Annotated in this window: 16 protein-coding genes, 1 tRNA gene and 3 pseudogenes; 8 read left to right on the top strand and 12 right to left on the bottom strand. The window is 67.6% G+C overall.

Translation table 11 applies throughout. The features are described 5' to 3' along the window. Positions 1–5: 5 nt before the first annotated feature. A complete protein-coding gene (locus VYI76_RS04430; protein WP_326523564.1) occupies positions 6–1403 on the bottom strand; it encodes an FAD-binding oxidoreductase in 1398 nt (465 codons plus the stop codon). Between the two features lie 150 nt (positions 1404–1553). On the opposite strand from VYI76_RS04430, the gene VYI76_RS04425 reads away from it, so the two are divergent. From VYI76_RS04425 to VYI76_RS04415, 3 genes and pseudogenes are all read left to right on the top strand, one after another. Continuing rightward, on the top strand, positions 1554–2150 hold the full coding sequence (locus VYI76_RS04425) for a cysteine dioxygenase (protein ID WP_326523563.1): 597 nt from the start codon (positions 1554–1556) through the stop codon (positions 2148–2150). After that, a pseudogene (locus VYI76_RS04420) lies at positions 2147–3250 on the top strand (rhodanese-like domain-containing protein); the annotation flags it as partial. The gene VYI76_RS04425 and the pseudogene VYI76_RS04420, both read left to right, overlap by 4 nt. A gap of 9 nt (positions 3251–3259) precedes the next feature. Continuing rightward, positions 3260–3706: a rhodanese-like domain-containing protein gene (locus VYI76_RS04415; RefSeq protein WP_443018897.1), complete on the top strand. Its 447-nt coding sequence runs from the start codon at positions 3260–3262 to the stop codon at positions 3704–3706. 8 nt (positions 3707–3714) lie between these two features. On the opposite strand, the gene VYI76_RS04410 is transcribed toward VYI76_RS04415, so the two are convergent. From VYI76_RS04410 to VYI76_RS04385, 6 genes are read right to left on the bottom strand one after another with little or no spacing between them, the layout of a single operon-like run. Further along, entirely contained in the window at positions 3715–4467 is a 753-nt protein-coding gene (locus tag VYI76_RS04410) for an SDR family NAD(P)-dependent oxidoreductase (protein WP_326523562.1), read from the bottom strand. Further along, the gene (locus tag VYI76_RS04405) at positions 4464–4997 is read right to left on the bottom strand and encodes a hypothetical protein (RefSeq protein ID WP_326523561.1); all 534 of its coding nucleotides are present in this window, start codon (positions 4995–4997) and stop codon (positions 4464–4466) included. Before VYI76_RS04405 ends, VYI76_RS04410 begins: the two co-directional genes overlap by 4 nt. Continuing rightward, positions 4991–5707 (bottom strand): SDR family NAD(P)-dependent oxidoreductase, encoded by a 717-nt coding sequence (locus VYI76_RS04400; protein ID WP_326523560.1) that lies wholly within the window; start codon positions 5705–5707, stop codon positions 4991–4993. Before VYI76_RS04400 ends, VYI76_RS04405 begins: the two co-directional genes overlap by 7 nt. Further along, the gene (locus VYI76_RS04395; RefSeq protein ID WP_326523559.1) at positions 5704–6522 is read right to left on the bottom strand and encodes an amidohydrolase family protein; all 819 of its coding nucleotides are present in this window, start codon (positions 6520–6522) and stop codon (positions 5704–5706) included. Before VYI76_RS04395 ends, VYI76_RS04400 begins: the two co-directional genes overlap by 4 nt. A gap of 21 nt (positions 6523–6543) precedes the next feature. Then, a complete protein-coding gene (locus tag VYI76_RS04390; RefSeq protein ID WP_326523558.1) occupies positions 6544–7638 on the bottom strand; it encodes an NADH:flavin oxidoreductase in 1095 nt (364 codons plus the stop codon). Beyond that, entirely contained in the window at positions 7635–8990 is a 1356-nt protein-coding gene (locus VYI76_RS04385) for a spinster family MFS transporter (RefSeq protein ID WP_326523557.1), read from the bottom strand. Before VYI76_RS04385 ends, VYI76_RS04390 begins: the two co-directional genes overlap by 4 nt. A gap of 231 nt (positions 8991–9221) precedes the next feature. On the opposite strand from VYI76_RS04385, the gene VYI76_RS04380 reads away from it, so the two are divergent. Beyond that, on the top strand, positions 9222–9692 hold the full coding sequence (locus VYI76_RS04380; protein WP_326523556.1) for a DUF3237 domain-containing protein: 471 nt from the start codon (positions 9222–9224) through the stop codon (positions 9690–9692). 73 nt (positions 9693–9765) lie between these two features. On the opposite strand, the gene VYI76_RS04375 is transcribed toward VYI76_RS04380, so the two are convergent. Both VYI76_RS04375 and VYI76_RS04370 read right to left on the bottom strand, forming a co-directional pair. Beyond that, on the bottom strand, positions 9766–10554 hold the full coding sequence (locus VYI76_RS04375) for an alpha/beta fold hydrolase (RefSeq protein ID WP_326523555.1): 789 nt from the start codon (positions 10552–10554) through the stop codon (positions 9766–9768). Next, positions 10551–11822 carry an LLM class flavin-dependent oxidoreductase gene (locus VYI76_RS04370; RefSeq protein WP_326523554.1) on the bottom strand — a complete coding sequence of 424 codons (1272 nt, stop codon included), beginning with the start codon at positions 11820–11822 and terminating at the stop codon, positions 10551–10553. Before VYI76_RS04370 ends, VYI76_RS04375 begins: the two co-directional genes overlap by 4 nt. 259 nt (positions 11823–12081) lie before the next feature. Here VYI76_RS04370 and VYI76_RS04365 point away from each other — a divergent pair, with 259 nt between their 5' ends. After that, entirely contained in the window at positions 12082–12702 is a 621-nt protein-coding gene (locus VYI76_RS04365) for a 3,4-dihydroxy-2-butanone-4-phosphate synthase (protein WP_326523553.1), read from the top strand. After that, entirely contained in the window at positions 12696–14321 is a 1626-nt protein-coding gene (locus VYI76_RS04360; RefSeq protein WP_326523552.1) for a long-chain fatty acid--CoA ligase, read from the top strand. Before VYI76_RS04365 ends, VYI76_RS04360 begins: the two co-directional genes overlap by 7 nt. Here the strand turns inward: VYI76_RS04360 and VYI76_RS04355 are convergent. Then, on the bottom strand, positions 14318–14917 hold the full coding sequence (locus VYI76_RS04355) for an NADPH-dependent FMN reductase (protein WP_326523551.1): 600 nt from the start codon (positions 14915–14917) through the stop codon (positions 14318–14320). The two genes, VYI76_RS04360 and VYI76_RS04355, sit on opposite strands and share 4 nt — an antisense overlap. Positions 14918–15095: 178 nt before the next feature. Here VYI76_RS04355 and VYI76_RS04350 point away from each other — a divergent pair, with 178 nt between their 5' ends. After that, positions 15096–16142: a YeiH family protein gene (locus VYI76_RS04350; protein ID WP_326523550.1), complete on the top strand. Its 1047-nt coding sequence runs from the start codon at positions 15096–15098 to the stop codon at positions 16140–16142. A gap of 51 nt (positions 16143–16193) precedes the next feature. Next, positions 16194–16447, top strand: a pseudogene (locus VYI76_RS16805) (IS6 family transposase); the annotation flags it as partial. On the opposite strand, the pseudogene VYI76_RS04345 reads toward VYI76_RS16805, so the two are convergent. Then, positions 16431–16926, bottom strand: a pseudogene (locus VYI76_RS04345) (IS481 family transposase); the annotation flags it as partial. The pseudogenes VYI76_RS16805 and VYI76_RS04345 overlap by 17 nt on opposite strands. Positions 16927–17008: 82 nt before the next feature. Next, positions 17009–17084 (bottom strand) — tRNA-Phe (locus VYI76_RS04340). Between the last annotated feature and the right edge of the window lie 15 nt (positions 17085–17099).

Genomic DNA, 17099 nt, shown 5'->3' with positions numbered 1-17099 from the left:
GCGCTTCAGCCTTGTGCCAGTGGTGGAAGAACCTTGCCGGGATTGAGAATCCCCCTGGGATCGAGCGCCCGCTTGACAAGGCGCATCGCAGCGACTCCGCTATCGCCATGTTCCAGCGCCATATAGTCGAGCTTGCCGCTGCCGATGCCGTGTTCGCCAGTACAGGTGCCACCGAGCGAGATGGCGAGCCGGGACAGCGCGCCCGTCAGTTCATGCATCTCCCCGCGCTCCGTCGCGGATGCGGGATCGATCGGGCAGATGACGTGAAAATTGCCGTCGCCGACATGGCCGACGATGGTTGCGGGGACACTGGTCGCATCGACTAGGCTGCGGGCCAACGCGACGCACTGGGCCAGCTGGGATACCGGCACGCAGACGTCGGTGATGAAGCCCTTCGATCCCGGGCGCTGCGCGGTTGTCGCGTAAAGCGCGTCGTGGCGCGCCTGCCACAGCCGGTTGCGATCCTCCGCGGTCTGCGCGGTCGCCCAGTCCGATCCGCCGTTGTCGAGCGCCAGCGCCTGAACCAGCGCCATCTGGTCGGGCACTGCGGACGCCGCGCCGTGGCATTCGAAGAATAGCGTATCATGTTCTGGATAGTCGGTCTTCGAATAGAGGTTGATCGCGCGCATCTGGGCGGCGTCGGCCAGTTCGACGCGGGCGATCGGGATGCCCATCTGGACGATCTGCGACACGGTGGCGACCGCGTCGTCGAGCGAGGTGAAGGTGCAACGGCCGACCTGGGTGCTCTCCGGAATGCCGTGCAGGCGCAGGGTCACCTCGGTGATGATCCCCAACGTCCCCTCGGACCCGACGAACAGGCGGGTCATGTCGTAGCCGGCCGAGGATTTGCGCGCCCGCCCCCCGGTCGTCACGATCGCGCCGTCGGCCAGCACCACCGTCAGTGACAGCACCGCATCGCGCATCGTGCCGTAACGCACCGCGTTGGTGCCCGATGCGCGCGTCGCCGCCATGCCGCCGATCGTCGCGTCGGCGCCCGGATCGATCGGAAAGAACAGGCCCGTATCGCGCAGGTCGCGGTTGAGCTGGAGGCGCGTGACCCCCGCCTCCACCGTACAGTCGAGGTCTTCGGCCGAGATGCGCAGTACGGCGTTCATCTCGCTCAGGTCGATGCAGACACCGCCGTGCAGGGCCAGCACATTGCCTTCGAGCGAGGTGCCCGCACCGAACGCAATGATCGGCACGCCTGCGCCATGGCACAGTCGGACGATCGCGCTTACTTCCGCGGTAGTGCGGGGGAAGGCAACCAGATCGGGCGGCATGTCCGCATGATAGGATTCGCCGCGACCGTGCTGGCGGCGCACCTCTTCGGCGACGGCGGTCCGGCCACCGCACGCCGAAGCGATCGCCGCCTTCATGTCGTCGCCCAGCCGCTCGTAACCCATCGCCCCGCCTTTCGTATCGGTCCAATACGGTGCCGCCTCGCCGCGGCGCCGGTTCGTGCCGGGTGCATCCGCTGATATCAAGCATGCGATATCCCGCGGTAGGAAGTGGCAGGCTTGGCAGATCACATCACAGCGAGAGATTGAGGCGGCATGGTGGAAGGATCGGCCGGTGTGGCGCGCTGGCGCCGGTTTCGCAACGAAATGGACGCGTTGCTCGACGCGACGCCCGCCGACGCGCGGCCGATGGATGGCGCCACCGCGGTTCTCGCCCGACTTGTCTCGAAAGACGACTGGTTGCCCGAAGCCTTCTCCGCGCCCCATCCGGGCCGATACCAGCAATATCTGCTCCACCGCGACGCGCGCGACCGGTACAGCGTGGTCAGCTTCGTGTGGGGGCCGGGTCAGGCGACGCCGGTCCACGATCACACCGTATGGGGCCTCGTCGGGATGCTGCGCGGCTGCGAGGCGTCGCAGCGCTTTGCTCCCGATGCGAACGGGCATCTGCAACCCGCCGGGGCTCCCCGCGTGCTGCAGCCGGGCGACATCGAACGCCTGGACCCCGCCGAGGGCGACGTTCACCAGGTCCGCAACGCCCGCGACGAGGTGTCGATCAGCGTCCATGTCTATGGCGCCGATATCGGCCGCGTTGCCCGCCACGCCTTCCGCCCCGATGGCAGCGTGGCGACCTTCATATCGGGATATAGCGCAAGCACGCCGCCGCCGGACTGGGAAGGCAATCTTACATGAAGCTTCGTACTGCCCGCGATGTGCGCGACGCTCTGATGACGCGTCGGGAGATCGCGATCCTCGATCTGCGCGGTGAAGCGCCTTATGCGCTCGATCACCCGCTGTTCGCCGCATCGCTGCCGCTCGGTCAGATCGAGGCGCGAGCACGGACCATGATCCCGCGGGCCGACGCCCCGATCGTGGTCTACGACGATGGCGAAGGGCTGGTGGGCCAGGCCATTACGCGACTGGTGGCAATGGGATTCACCGATGTCGCCGCGCTCGAAGGCGGGCTCGGCGGGTGGCGCGCCGCCGGGTACGAGCTGTTCCAGGACGTCAATTCGGCGAGCAAGGCGTTCGGCGAACTCGTCGAGAGCCGGCGCCACACGCCCTCCATCCCCGCCCCCGAGGCGAAGGCGCTGATCGAGAGCGAACCCAATCTGGTCGTGCTCGACGCGCGGCGCTTCGACGAATATCGCAACATGAGCATCCCGCGCGGCATGAGCGTGCCGGGCGCCGAGTTGGTGCTGCGCGCGCGCGCGATCGCCCCCGATCCGACCACGACGATCATCGTCAACTGTGCCGGGCGGACGCGCAGCATCATCGGCACGCAATCGCTGGTCAATGCCGGCCTGCCCAACCCGATTATGGCACTGCGCAACGGAACGATCGGCTGGACGCTGGCCGGCCAGGAGCTTGAGCATGGCCGGGAGGCGCGCTTCCCCGTGGTCGACGAGGCCCAGCGCGCGGCCGCGCGGGACGCGGCGCGGGCGGTATCCTATCGCGCTGGCGTGCGTCGACTGGACTTGGCCGGGCTTTGCACACTGGCGGCCGACACGACACGGACGCTCTATCGCTTCGACGTGCGCCAACCCGAAGAGTTCGTCGCAGGCCATCTGCCCCGCTTCGTCAACGCGCCGGGCGGGCAGCTTGTGCAGGAAACCGATGCCTTCGCCCCCGTACGCGGCGCCCGGCTCGTTCTGGCCGACGATCTCGGCCCGCGAGCCGACATGTCGGCCTCATGGCTCGCGCAGATGGGATGGGAGGTATATGTCCTCGACGGCGGTTTCGACGGGGCGCTGGAAACCGGCGAGGCGCAGCCCGACCGGCCGGCGCCACCGGCTGTCACTCTGATCGATGCCGATACGCTTGCGGCTACCCAAGGCCTACGGGTCATCGACGTCGCCACCAGCCCGACATATCGTCGCGGCCATATTCCGGGCGCGGCCTTTGCGATCCGCAGTCGGCTGGGCGAGATCGTCACGGCCATCGGGATGGCGGATGTCGTAGTCACCTCCGATGATGGCTATCTCGCACGGTTCGCGGCGAACGAGCTTGCCGAACTGCTCGGCCGCCGTGTCCGCGGCCTCGACGGCGGCACTGCGGCCTGGACAGCGGCCGGCCGCGCACTGGAAGCCGGTTCGGGGGAACAACTACTCGTCCCCGACGACGTCTATCGCCGACCCTATGAGGGCACGGACAATCCGGCGAGTGCGATGCAGGCCTATCTCGACTGGGAATATGGCCTGGTCGCCCAGCTCGAGAGTGACGGGACGCACGGCTTCTTCGTGATCTGACAGGCGCCTCAGCCGATCGCATGGGCGATCCCGCCATCGACGTAGAGTGTCTGGCCCGTGATGAAGCTCGCGGCGTCGGAAGCAAGGAACAGCACCGCCTCCGCGATATCGAGCGGGGTTCCCAACCGCCCCAGCGGGGTTTGCTCGGCGCGGGCGGCGACCCGCGCTGCACCCAGCATCGCGGTGAGCCCCTCGGTGGCAATCGTCGACGGCGCGACCGCGTTGACCCGAATCCCGACTGGTCCGAGCTCGACAGAAGCGGCGCGCGTCATCCCTTCGACCCCGGCCTTCACCCCGCAGTAAAGGAGTGCGTTCGCCATGCCGACGCGCGCTGCGACCGAAGCGATGTTGATGATCGCCCCGCCCCGCGCGGCCATGTGCGGCGTAACCGCCTGGATGCCCCAGGCGACCGCACCCAGCCCGGTTCCCAGCATGCGGTCGGCGGTGTCCTCGGTGATCGCGTCGAGCGGGTCGTAACGGTTCCACATCGCATTGTTGACCAGCACGTCTGGCGGCCCCAATTCCCGCGCCGTCCGCTCTACCGCGTCGTGCACGGCATCGCGCGACGACACATCGGCGCCGACCGCGATCGCGCGCCCGCCCGCATCGGTGATGGCCTGCGCCGTGGATGCCGCCCACCCCTCCTTCAGGTCAACCACCGCGACCGCAGCGCCGGCCTCCGCCAAATGCCGGGCGATCGCTGCGCCCAGCCCGCGCGAAGCGCCTGTCACTATGGCGACGCGGCCCGACAATGCGCTCATCGCCTGCCAACATGGCGGGAGACCAGGTGCTCGCCGCGATCGAGGATCAGCGCCTGGCCGTTGATCGAGGGTGCGGCGATCAGCGCCCTCACGACGGCAGCGGCCTCCGCTGCAAGCGAGGATGTCCGCCGCGCGCCATGGAGCGGTATCGCGACCAGGTTCGCCCGCGGCAAATCGGCGCGCGTCGCGATCGATCGCATCAGCGTCATCACCGCACCACAGGCCGCCGACTGCGGCGCCGCATCGGGCTCACCCAGCCATGCGTCGCCGGTCACGAGCAGCACCATGCCGTCCCGCCGCAGGCGGGACAGTGCATCGGCGATCGATCGCTCCAGTTCGAGCAGGGGATCGAGGCACAGACGGGTGAAATCGGCGTCGGTCAGCGCGTCGAAGGCGTGGTCTTCCTGCCGGGGAATGGCCGATATGATCGCGACGTCGAGCGGGGCTCCGCGCTCATGCTGTCCGGCCGCGGGGACGATCGCCTCGACCACCGGATCGACGGGGCCGAAGCTGGCGACACGGATCACCACGGCGTCATCCCTATCGATTTGCCGTCGTCGACAAGCAGGTTCTGTCCGCGAACGTGCCTTCCCTCAGGCGACGCAAGCCACGCGACTGCTCCAGCCATCACCGCGGGATCGAGCGGCGCCCCGCCGGGTTCGAGGGACGCCATGCGGGCGACATGATCGTCACCCAGCGACCGCAGGATATCGGTGTCTGTCAGGCCCGGCGACACCGCGTTGACGCTGATCCCCCGCCACCGCCACGCGCTCGCCATCGCGCGCGTGAGCGCAACCACGGCTCCCTTGCTCATCCCGTAGTGCACCGCGTTGGCGCTCGAGAGGTGGGAACGCGACGCGACGGTGACGATAGCGCTCCCCGCCATCATCCGCCGCGCCGCTTCCTGTGCCGTGATGAACACGCCGAGCAGGTTGACCCGCAGCACCTCGGCGAACGCCCCCGGCGGCAACGTGCCCGGCGGGCCGATCCGCCCGCTGATTCCGGCGTTGCAGACCGCGAGGTCGATTGTATCCATGCCGTCGAGCAGCGCGGCCACCGCCGGCCGGTCAGTGACGTCGAGCGGAGCAGGCGTGATGCCGGCGCGCACCACGCCGGCCAGCGGCGTTACGTCCCGGTCGGTGGCGACGACCTGCCAGCCTTCTTCCGCGAGCCGCTCGGCGATCGCAAGTCCGATGCCGCGCGCCGCCCCCGTGACGAGCGCGCGACGCACCTCGGTCATTCGATGCCCAGCACGCGCGCGGCGTTGGCGTAGGTGAACTTGTGCCACGCCTCGTCGCTCCAGTTCCACCGCGCGCGTACCTTGTTCATCGAATCGAGCGTCGCGAAGGGGAAAGCGCTTGCGTAGAGGATCTGGTCGGACAGCGATCCGTTCGCCGCGATCCACATCGGGTCGCAGCCCGGATTGATCCAGTAGATCGACGGTTCGAGGTAGACGTTGGGCCGGCGATAGGCGAGCGCCAGCCAGTCGAGCACCTGGGGCCAGACGGCGTGCGAATAGACGAACTTGACCGTCGGGAAATCCTGAGTCGGCTCGTCGAAATGATAGGGGTCGCCGAACTTGCCGACCAGCGGGCCGACGGTGGTGACGACGGGGATGCCGAGTTCCGCCGCCTTCTCGTAGACCGGATAGACGGCACGGTCGTTGGGATAGAGCTTGGCCGTGAACGGATCGATAGAGATGCCCTTCATCCCCAGCTCGGTCACCGCGCGCTCGATCTCGCGCACCGCCGCCTCGCCGGCACCGATGTCGATCCCCGCGAAGCCGATGAGCGTATCGGAATATTGGGCGACGCAGCCGGCGATCCAGTCGTTGGTGATGCCGAAGGCCAGGCCGTCGTCCTTCACCACCTGGCGTCCGGTAACCACCGCGCGGGTGACGCCGACACCGGTCAGGTTCGCCATGAATTCGTCCAGCTCGACCTTGGGCGGCGGCGGACAGTCCCACCGCTTCCAGTGAAACTCGCGACCGGGCTGGTCGTACAGCGACATGATCTCCTTGGTGTTGGGACGGGCGCGGAAATCGATCAGGGGCATGTCTGGCTCTCCGGTTGAGGATCAGGCGAGGACGGCTTCCGCCGCCTTGGAATAGGGAAGCACTGCGTCGAACCGCCCTTGCCGCGCCTTGCGGCCCCAGGCGGGGTCGGCGATCAGCGCGCGGCCGACGGCGACCAGGTCGATCTCGTCACGCGCAAGCATCGCGTCGAGCAGGTCGAACCGGCTGCGGTCGTTGGTGGTGCCGACCCCGGTGCGGCTGACCAGGAATTCCTGATCGAGGCCGACCGAGCCCACAACGATCACCGGTCGCCTGGTCAGCCGCTTTGTCCAGCCGGCCAGGTTCATCGGCGACCCGTCGAACTCCGGCGTCCAGAAGCGGCGGCTGGAGCAATGGAACATGTCCACCCCGGCGTCGGCGAGCGGCTTCAGGAACGCCTCCAGATCGGCCGGCGTCGCGAAGGGCCGCGCGTCGTAGTTCTGGAGCTTCCACTGCGAGAAGCGCAGGCAGATCGGAAAATCACGGCGAGTCCGGCGACGGCATTCCCGCACGATCTCCGCGGCGAAGCGGGTACGGTCGCGGCCCCATATGTCGTCGCGCAGGTTGGTTTCGCGCCAGAAGAACTGGTCGGCCAGATAGCCGTGGGCGAAATGCAGTTCGATCCCGTCGAAGCCGATCGACAGCGCGTCCGCGGCGGCCTGACCATAGGCGTCGATCAAGCCGGCGATCTCCGCCTCATCGAGCGCGCGCCCGGCCGGCTGCCCTGGCCCGCGCAGACCCGACGGCGACACCGCGACCCGCCCGGGATCGGCAAACTGCGCCGGATCGAACGCGCCCCCCACGTGCCACAGCTGCGGGAATATCCGCCCGCCCGCCGCATGGACTTCGCGCACGACCGCGGCCCATCCCGAAAGCGCCTTTTCGCCGTGAAAGCGCGGAATCGCCGGATTGCTGACCGCCGAGGGGTGATCGACGGCGGTGCCTTCGGTGACGATCAGCCCCACCTCGTTTTCGGCGCGGCGGCGGTAATAGGCCGCGACGTCGTCGCCCGGGACGCCGCCGGGCGAGAAGCCGCGCGTCATCGGCGCCATCACCAGCCGCGTGCGCAGATCGAGCGCCCCCGTCGAGAAGGGACGGAACAGGGTCGCGAGCGTCACGAGACCTGTGCCGGCTGCTCGATCTGCAGCTCGGCGACGAGCGTGCGGCGCCCGATCCAGAAAAACAGCCCTGCCACCAGATTGGCCGGCGCGGTCATCAGCATCGCCCAGCGCAGCCCCTCGCCCGACCCCATCGATCGGCCGAACAGATCCGACAGGCCGCCGATCAGCAACGGTCCGAAACCCAGGCCTGTCAGCGTCAGAATGAACAGCAGGATCGCCGCCGCCGTCGCCCGCGTCTGGGGCTGCACCAGCGTCTGCACCGCCGCGAAGGACGGGCCGAAGATCAGCGTGCTGAAGAACACCGGCAGGATCAGCAGCGCGACGCCGGATACGAACCCCGGCGCGAACATCACCAGCACGAACGTCGGTGACGCCAGCATCAGCGCGATGGCGGGAACCGTGCAGTATCCGCGCAGGTCGCGTCGGACGAGGCGGTCGGTAATCATTCCGCCGGCAACCGCGCCGACGATGCCGGCCAGCCCCTTGACCAGCCCCAGCGAGATGCCGACGACCGCAAGCGGCCCCATCGCCCAGCCCATCGCCTCGATATCCGCACCATAGTTGCGCAGGAAGAACGAGCCCCAGAACGCGCCCTGGCCATAGGTCGCGACCGAGGTGGCCGCACCTGCGGCGCAAATCCACCAGAAGGTCCGCTTGCCACGCAGTTCCTCCCACGCCTCTCGCACCGTCGCGCGGGGGCGAGTCGCGGCCGGCTGGGCGTTGCGTGGCTCCTTGACAGTGACCAGCATCAAGAGACCCAGCAGGATGCCGGGTATGCCCGCGATGTAGAAGGCCACACGCCAGCCGAACTGATCGGCCAGCACCGCGCCCATGCCTAGCCCCAGCAGCGCCCCGATCGGGCTGCCCAGCGAATAGAAGGCCAGCGCCGATGCGCGGTTCTGGGGTGTCGTATAGTCGGAAATGAGCGACTGGCCCGGCGGGCCCCCGCCCGCCTCGCCGCAGCCCACGCCGATACGCGCGAGCAGCAGTTGGACGAACGATTGCGCCATCCCGCAAACGACCGTGAAGCCGCTCCAGACGAGCAGGGCGACACCGATAATGACGGGGCGGTTCGACCGATCGGCAAGCCGGGCAATCGGCAGGCCGAGCACCGAGTAGAACAAGGCAAAGCTGAGCCCGGTAAGCAGCCCCAGCTGCCAGTCGGCGAGTTGCAGCTCGTGCCGGATCGGCTCGACCAGGATGTTGATGATCTGGCGATCGAGATAGTTGAGCGTCGACACGCACAACAGAAGGGTGAACAGATAGCGGCGATAGCCGGGCGATATCGTGTGCGCCGGCAACGGCGGGGTCTGGGGCTCCGCGATGGGCGGGCTTGCCGAAGTCGCCATGCGTACTCTCCTGGAACGCGGGTATCTCGCCTTCCCGCTGCCGGGGAAGTTGCAACAGGACAATGACGAAGCCACAGGCCCGCGTCGCAATGCGACGTATTGCACCCCGGCATTTTACGGATGTGATATTTCCGCCTGCCGGATCGAGGGGCCGCAGGGGGCGGCCGGCGGACGATAGCAGGGCTGTGGTGAACGCGCATGTGCCGCGTCCGCAACCAGTGGGAGAGACGAATGTCGGGAGTTGATGTGCTGGCCTGGGAGCCGCTCTTCGTGATGAAGCTCAACGTCGCCTATGCGCATGCCCAGCCGATCGGCGGGCAGGATCGCCTGGGCATTTATCCGGTGCATGGCGGGACGTTCGAGGGCGCGCGGCTGCGCGGAACGGTGCAGCCCGACGGGGCCGACTGGGTGACGTGGCGTGCGGACGGCACGATGATCATCGACGTCCGCACCTCGCTGCTGACCGACGACGGCGCCCGGATCGCGATGCACTATCAGGGCCTCGCGGCGCCGACATCGGAAGAGGCGGCCGAACGGTTCCGGCGGCGCGAGCCCGGAACCTATGACGACATGTACATCCACACCACGCCGCGCTTCGTCACCGACCATCCGGATTACGAATGGCTCAACCGGGTGATCGCGGTGACCAACGGCATGCGCACGCCCGAAGGGCCGATGTATCACGTTTTCGCGATCAAGTAGCGCCCGCGGCTCGATACAAGGGAAGCGGGGCGGACATTGATCATGTCCGCCCCGCCCGTACTTGTTTCAGCAGTCAGCCTGCGGCGAAGCGGACGACCTGTTCCGCCACATCCTGCGGCGCGTCGATCTCCACATTGTGGCCGGCCCCCGCCACTTCGACGATCGTCGCTTCACTGCCGATCGCATTGCGGAACCGCCCGGCATAGCTGGGCGGAATGATCGCGTCGGCGCTGCCCCATATCAGCAGCGTCGGCGCGGTCGCGCGCGGCAGGCGGCGGGCGACGCGGGTGTTGCCGAGCGGCCAGAGGTAGCGCGCCGCCGCCTCGTTCGCGCGGGCCGTCACGATCGCCCATTCGACCGGCTCAATGCCCTCGGGCTGGGCGATCTGCGCCTTGTAGGTGTCGGGCCTCGCGGACAGCAGCGACGCGGCATCGCGTGGGTGCAGCGCGAAGATGTCTCGCGTCGGTTCTGCGGCGTCGAAGATGCCGTGCGGCGCCACCAGGATCAACCGACCGACCAAATCAGGCCACACCGCCGCTACATCCGCCGCCAGCGCGCCTGCGGTCGATGATCCCATCAACGTGCCGCCGGGCTCGAATCCCGCAGCGGCCAGCAGATCGCGCGCCGCGATACACCAGTCGAGCTGGCTGTCGAGGCCGACATGGTTGCGCCCGTTGCCCGGGAAGCCCGGCAGCGAACAGACCACCAGCCGGAAGCGCGCGGCCAGCCCCTCGTGCACCTCGGTCCAGCGATACAGCAGCGGCGGCGGGGCCAGCCAGTAGAGGCTGGGGCCGGTCCCCTTCTCCCAGATGCGGCAATCGAGACCGCCCGCATCGACGCGGCGTTCGACAGGGGCGCTCATTCCGCCGCCTCCTGCACCGGAGCGGCCTGAAGAGCGGCGGTCTGGTAACGCTCCTCGCGCGCCATCGGCTTGGGCCACCATTGATGCTCCCATTCGTCCTCGAACAGGTCGCGAAGTTGCGGAATCACCCTCTCGGCGAACAGCTTGGTGTTGTAGCGTGCGGTCTCGGTCGACATGTTGCCGAACTGGAGCAGCAGCATCAGGTTGCCGACGTTGAACTTGATCGCCACCTCGCGCAGCTTCGCGGCGACCTCATCGGGCGACCCGATCAGAACGTAACCGTTGGCGAGGATACCGGCGATATCGTTGGAGACGCCGGCCAGGATCTGCGAGCGATCGGCTGCGGCCTGCACCTGGCTACCCACCTTCATCCGGTTCGTGCCTTCGGTCACGTAGCCGGGTGGCATCACGAACGACGGATCGACGTGCAGGCAATTCTTGTAGAAGAACTCGGCCGGTTCCTTGTACAGCTCGATCGCCTGTTCGGTCGTCTCGGCCACGCCGACGAACTGGAGGAAAGCGGCGCGGAACGGGTTGCGGTCCTTGCCCTGCCGCTTCATCTCGTCCCAATAGCCGAACATGGTGTTCTCGGCCGCGACATGGCCGTAGTAGGACACGTATGAGTAGACATAGTCCTGCTCCCCGCACCATTGCCAGGTCTCGACCGATCCGCCGCCCGGTATCCACACCGGTGGATGCGGCTTCTGGACAGGCTTGGTCCAGCAGTTGACGTAGCGCTGCTGGTTGAACTGGCCGTCGAACACGAAGGGTTCGTCGCGCGACCACGCCTCCTTCACCAAGTCGTGCGCCTCGACATAGCGTTCCCGCAGCGACGAGGGATTGGTGCCGTAGACATAGCAGGTGTCCATCGGCGTGCCGACCGGGAACCCGGCGATCAACCGTCCACCGGATATGCAGTCGATCATCGCGAACTCCTCCGCGATGCGGGTCGGCGGATTGTACAGCGCCAGGCTGCTGCCCATCACGCACACCGCCGCGTCGGACGTGTTGCGCGCCAGCGTCGCCGCTAGCAGATTCGGCGACGGCATCAGGCCGTACGCATTGCCGTGATGCTCGTTCACGCACACCGCGTCGAAGCCGCATTCGGCGGCATATTCCAGCTCGTCGAGATAAGTGTTGTAATATTCGTGCATCTTGAACGGGTCGCCGAGCTTGCCGTCGACCGTCACCCACACACTGTCATTGGTCGATTTGAAGTCTTCGGGCAGCGCCTTGTACGGCATCAAGTGAAACCAGAGAAAACGCATCGCCCGCTCCATCCCGTTATATCGTTGGGATGCAGCGTTAAGCCATTCGCGCGCCGGCACGGCGGCGGAGCGGGTTCGCCGCGGGTACAATCAAGGATGTGATGATCCGCTCGCGGGCACCGACGGTCGTGGAACTGCACCTGTTTATCCGGCCACCAAATCACATCGTGGATAGTCGCTCACGGCGCCCCGCGCGCCCTTTTCCGACGCGGGGGACACTCTCATGCCCGCCGGCGTGAACGACAGCTAGGAGAGTGAGATGCTGGCGAGACGATTCCGCGATGATAGGGATCCATGGCCAACCGCGACCGTGCTGGTCGAGACGTTGCGGCGCGGCGAGCTGGTACTGCTGACGGGCATCGACCGAGCGGGGACCGAATGCGCGGTGCTGGCCGCCAACGCCCGCACCGTCACACCGGCTGCCGTAAACCAGATGGTGACGATCGGACGGGGCGTCGTCGCCTGCGTGGTCGATTCTGGACGGGCGATGCGGCTGGGACTGGAGATGATTCGAAGCGCTCGCGCCGACGGCATCGCCTATTGTCGCTCGGTCGAGGCCGCGACCGGCGTATCGACGGGCATTTCCGCCGCGGACCGCGCCTGCACGCTCAACGCCATCGGCGCGCACTTTCCGTCGCAGGCGACGCTGGTCCAGCCGGGTCATGTGATGCCGAATCTGGCCGATCCCGACGCGGCGGCGGCGGGTATGCTGCCCGACGCGATACTCGACCGCCTCAGCACCGTGCTCCCCGTAGCCGCGGCGGCGTGGTGTCATGTGCTCGACGATGCCGGCAACGTCGCCTCGCATCGTCAGGCGATGGCGATCGCCGATACGGCGGGCGTCCCGCTGTTCGGCGGCGAAAGCGCCTTCGCATGCTGATGGGCCTGATGCAGCATCGCGCGCTGACCACCGCAATGCTGATCGACCATACCGCTGGCGCGCACGGCGCGACCGGGATCGTCACGCGCGACGCCGACGGCTCGATCCGCCGCTCCGACTGGGCGACCGTCGCCCGCAATGCGCGCTGCTTTGCAGCAGCACTGACCGCGATGGGCGCGCAACCGGGCGACCGGATCGCCACGCTGGCGTGGAACCGCGTCGAACATCTCGAACTCTATTACGCGATCAGCGCCAGCGGGCGGGTACTGCACACGGTGAACCCGCGGCTGTTCCCCGAACAGATCGCCTATATCCTGAACCACGGCGGCGCGAGGATCGTCTGCGTCGATCCCGATCTGGTTCCGGTGCTGGCGCCGCTGCTGCCGGAGCTTCCCAACATCGACACCGTCATCGTCTTGGGAGCGGTGCCGGCGGAGCTGCCGGACGCGCATGGCTATGCCGAGATCATCGCAGCGACGCCGCCGCTCGCGGCCTGGCCGGAAATCGACGAGAATGCCGCGGCGGCGCTCTGTTACACGTCCGGCACCACCGGCAATCCCAAGGGCGTGCTCTACAGCCACCGGTCGAGCGTGCTTCACGCTTTCTGTGCGACGTCCGCCGACGGCATGGCGCTGTCGGCGCGCGACACCGTGCTGGTCGTGACGCCGCTGTTCCACGTCAATGCGTGGGGCATCCCGTTCGCGGCGGCAATGTGCGGGGCGAAACTTGTGCTGCCGGGGCCGCGCCTCGACGGTGCGTCGATCCATGCGTTACTGCGGGACGAACGGTGCAGCTTTTCGCTGGGCGTGCCGACCGTGTGGTTCGCGGTGCTCGACCATATCGAAGCGAACGTGCCGAGGGACGAATGGCGCGCGCTGGCGCTGGAACGGGTGCTGGCCGGCGGGGCAGCGGTGCCCCGCGCGCTCGTCGCCCGGTTCGAGGCCATGCTGGGCGTCGACCTGATCCAGGCTTGGGGCATGACCGAGACGAGCCCGCTCGCTACCGTCTGCCGTCCGCTCGGTCGACAGCGCGACCTTGATATCGAGGCGCGGCACGATCTCGCGGCACGTCAGGGTCGCCCGGCCTTCGGCATCGAACTGCGCATCGAGGACGAGGCTGGCGATCCGGTCGCGCCCGACAATTCGATCGGCGGAGCGCTGAAGGTACGCGGGCCGTGGGTGATTTCCGGCTATTTCGGCGACGAACCGGGCTCAGCGCTCGACTCCGGCGGCTGGTTCGATACCGGCGATGTCGCCCGGCTGGATGCCGACGGCTTCCTGCAACTCACCGACCGCGCGAAGGACATGATCAAGTCCGGCGGCGAGTGGATAAGTTCGATCGACCTCGAAAATGCCGCGGTTGCCCACCCCGGAGTGGCGGAGGCCGCGGTGATCGGCGTGCCGCATCCGAAATGGCAGGAACGCCCGTTGATGCTCGTCCGCCGCGCGCCAGGTGCCGGCATCGACGCGGACGAGCTGAACGCGTTCCTGGCCGAGCGCGTCGCCCGCTGGTGGTTGCCCGATCGGATCGAGTTCGTCGAAGACCTGCCGCACACCGCCACCGGCAAGCTGCTCAAGACCGAACTCCGCCGGCGCTATGCCGACGCGCTCGGCGGCTAGGACCGGGCGACAGGAAGGACGATCGCGGGCGGTCGCGCCAGGAAATGCGCGACCTGATCGCCGACCATCTCCAGCTGCCGGACGGCGTCCGGATCGGTGCAGCCACCCTCATCGTCGAACCGCGCCAGCTTGCAGTTGATGCCGGCGGCCAGCGGGGTCGGCCAGGCGCGCAGGGCGTGGACGATCGAGCGCAGCGCCGCGATCGTACTGCCCGTCGCCTGCCATCCATAGGCGGTCGCGATCAGGCCGACGGGCAGGTGATCCAGGTACACCCGTGCGTCGCGGACGGTTTCTTCCACCAGGTCGAGCGCATTCTTGACCAGACCGGAAATGCTGCCGTGATAGCCAGGGCTGGCGACAATCAGCGCGGACGCGCCGCGCACCGCCGCGACCAGCCGCGCCTCGTCCGCGGTCAGCGCATCGCGCTTCGGGTTATAGTGCGGCAACCGCGCGAGCACATCGCCGCCGAAGGTGGCCGTCGCCAGCCCATGTCGCTCCGCCGCCGCCATCGCGATGCGCAGCGCCCGCTCGGTTGAGGACATGCCGCCGGTCGTGCCGCCAATTCCGACGACCAGCGGTGTGGACGTGTTCGCCATGGCTTCCTCTCATCCTACGCCTGTCGATCGGCCCTAGAAGTGCGACGCCCGACCGCCACCGATGCCGATCGGACGCGGCCCGATATCGCGTGGACGATATTGCAATTCCTTGTCGGCGCCCGCGCGGCCGCTCCCAACCGCAATGCTAGCGAGGTGCCCAGAAACGAAGCGGGAGCGGATGTTGGGCGAGATGCGGCGCGAAATGCCGATGGCGGCCGACCTGTTCGGGGACCTGGTCGATACGCCGCCCGCACGATGGCGCGACGTGCTACCCGGCCTTTCGGTAGTGGCGGCCGGCACGCTGGCGGCGGGCTTCATCGCCGACCGTTATGGCCCGCCGCTGACGCTGATGGCGTTGCTGATGGGGCTCGCGCTCAATTTCCTGGCGCGGCAGCCGCAACTGGCGTCGGGGCTTACGCTGGCTTCACGATCGCTGTTGCGCTGGGGAATCGTGCTGCTCGGCCTGCGCGTCACCTTCGGTCAGATCGCCGACCTCGGCCTGGCGACGCTTGCAGCAATCGCCGGAACGGTCGCCGTGACGATCATCTTCGCCGTGATGGCGGCAAAGCGGCTCGGCTTCGATCGCTGGTTCGGCATGCTGGCGGGCGGCGCGGTGGCGATCTGCGGCGCGTCGGCGGCGCTGGCGATTGCGACCACGCTTGGCCCCCGGCGTGCGACGCAGGCGCAGCTGACAGTCGTGCTCGTCGGGATCGCTGCGGTCAGCGCCGCGGCGATGATCCTGTATCCGGTCGCGGCGCAGATGATCGGCCTATCGGACGTCCAGGCGGGAATCCTGCTCGGCGGTGCGATCCACGACGTCGCCCAGGCGCTGGGCGCGGGCTATTCCTTTTCGGACGCCGCCGGCCATACGGCAGCGATCGTCAAGCTGACCCGCGTCGCTCTGCTCGGGCCGGTACTGCTGGTCATGACGCTGTTCCTTCCGCGCGGCGAGCGAGGGCGGCCCAGCGAGGGCGTGCCGTGGTTCGTCGTCGGCTTCTTCGCCGTCGCGGCGCTCAACAGCGTGGTGAATATCCCGGCGCAAATCGTCCATGCCGGCGACGCCGCCGCATCCGCCCTGCTGGCAATGGCGGTGACCGCCGTCGCACTGCGCTCACCACTCGCCCAGATCCAGAGCCTGGGCTGGCGACCGCTCGCGGTGATCTTGGTATCGAGCGCCGGTTTGCTAGGCTGCGCTCTGCTGGTCGCCCTGCTCTTTTCGCGCTGAAGGGCGCTGTCAGACCAACGTGTCGGGCGGGCCGGCTGATAGCGGACCCGAATGAGCCGCCAGTCCCGCGCCCTTCCACCTAGCCCATTCCGTCGCTTCAACTCGTCACCCGAGGTGATCCGGCCGGTGTGGTGGTGATGTACGTCCGGTTCCCGCTGTCGCTGAGGAACGTCGAGGACCTGCTGTCCGAGCGCGGGATCGACATTTGCCACCAGATGGTGCGCTTCTGGTGGAACAGGTTCAGCCCGATATTCGCCGGCGATATCCGGCGTCAGCGGGTGAGCCCTAGATTCGGGCGCAGACGAGCTTCGAGGTCCGGTCTACGGCGACGGACAGGAAGCCTTTGCCACCCTCGTAGCGCAACCCGGCGATGTCGATGTGGAAGTAGCCGATCTCTCTCGTAAGCTTTGAATTTCTTGGGCTTGTCGCGGTCGGCCTTGGGCAGGCGGCATGATGCCATGCCGTTGCAGGCAGCGGTGCAAGGACGAGCGCGTCAGCTGCGGGATCACGTCCTTCCGTGCGACGAAGACGTCATCCAGGGGGGCCGAGCTTGCACGCGCAGCGCGACAATGGCTGCCTCCTCCATCGGCGAGAGCACTGCGCTGCGGCGCTCCTTCGGGCCCATCGGCATGCCCTCTACCGACTGCCGATGCCGCCACTTCAGGACGGTCTTCTCGTTGATCCCGTACCGCTTCGCGAGGTTCGCGGCCGAAGTTTGCGATCGCTGTAGCTCGCCTCAAATGGCGTGTGTGGTCGTGGCGCTCGCGTGACGTATCTGGCCCATATGGCTTCCTTCCATTCCAACGAATGGATCACACCATCAAACCGTGGGACCAAACATATCTTCCAGTCACATGGGGAGGAAATGGTGCCTAGGGACGGGATCGAACCGCCGACACTGCGATTTTCAGTCGCATGCTCTACCAACTGAGCTACCTAGGCACGGCCGTCTCGCGA

Source organism: Sphingomonas sp. (assembly GCF_035910975.1).
Lineage (GTDB): Bacteria > Pseudomonadota > Alphaproteobacteria > Sphingomonadales > Sphingomonadaceae > Sphingomonas.
Note: the sequence above shows the minus strand (reverse complement) of the source record. Positions and strands in the feature narration are given on the sequence as shown.

Excerpts from the sequence above, each read along its gene's own strand:
- VYI76_RS04430 (WP_326523564.1), bottom strand. The coding sequence starts at position 1,403 with ATGGGTTACGAGCGGCTGGGCGACGACATGAAGGCGGCGATCGCTTCG.
- VYI76_RS04425 (WP_326523563.1), top strand. The coding sequence starts at position 1,554 with ATGGTGGAAGGATCGGCCGGTGTGGCGCGCTGGCGCCGGTTTCGCAAC.
- VYI76_RS04410 (WP_326523562.1), bottom strand. The coding sequence starts at position 4,467 with ATGAGCGCATTGTCGGGCCGCGTCGCCATAGTGACAGGCGCTTCGCGC.
- VYI76_RS04400 (WP_326523560.1), bottom strand. The coding sequence starts at position 5,707 with ATGACCGAGGTGCGTCGCGCGCTCGTCACGGGGGCGGCGCGCGGCATC.
- VYI76_RS04395 (WP_326523559.1), bottom strand. The coding sequence starts at position 6,522 with ATGCCCCTGATCGATTTCCGCGCCCGTCCCAACACCAAGGAGATCATG.
- VYI76_RS04385 (WP_326523557.1), bottom strand. The coding sequence starts at position 8,990 with ATGGCGACTTCGGCAAGCCCGCCCATCGCGGAGCCCCAGACCCCGCCG.
- VYI76_RS04380 (WP_326523556.1), top strand. The coding sequence starts at position 9,222 with ATGTCGGGAGTTGATGTGCTGGCCTGGGAGCCGCTCTTCGTGATGAAG.
- VYI76_RS04375 (WP_326523555.1), bottom strand. The coding sequence starts at position 10,554 with ATGAGCGCCCCTGTCGAACGCCGCGTCGATGCGGGCGGTCTCGATTGC.
- VYI76_RS04370 (WP_326523554.1), bottom strand. The coding sequence starts at position 11,822 with ATGCGTTTTCTCTGGTTTCACTTGATGCCGTACAAGGCGCTGCCCGAA.
- VYI76_RS04365 (WP_326523553.1), top strand. The coding sequence starts at position 12,082 with ATGCTGGCGAGACGATTCCGCGATGATAGGGATCCATGGCCAACCGCG.
- VYI76_RS04360 (WP_326523552.1), top strand. The coding sequence starts at position 12,696 with ATGCTGATGGGCCTGATGCAGCATCGCGCGCTGACCACCGCAATGCTG.
- VYI76_RS04355 (WP_326523551.1), bottom strand. The coding sequence starts at position 14,917 with ATGGCGAACACGTCCACACCGCTGGTCGTCGGAATTGGCGGCACGACC.
- VYI76_RS04350 (WP_326523550.1), top strand. The coding sequence starts at position 15,096 with ATGTTGGGCGAGATGCGGCGCGAAATGCCGATGGCGGCCGACCTGTTC.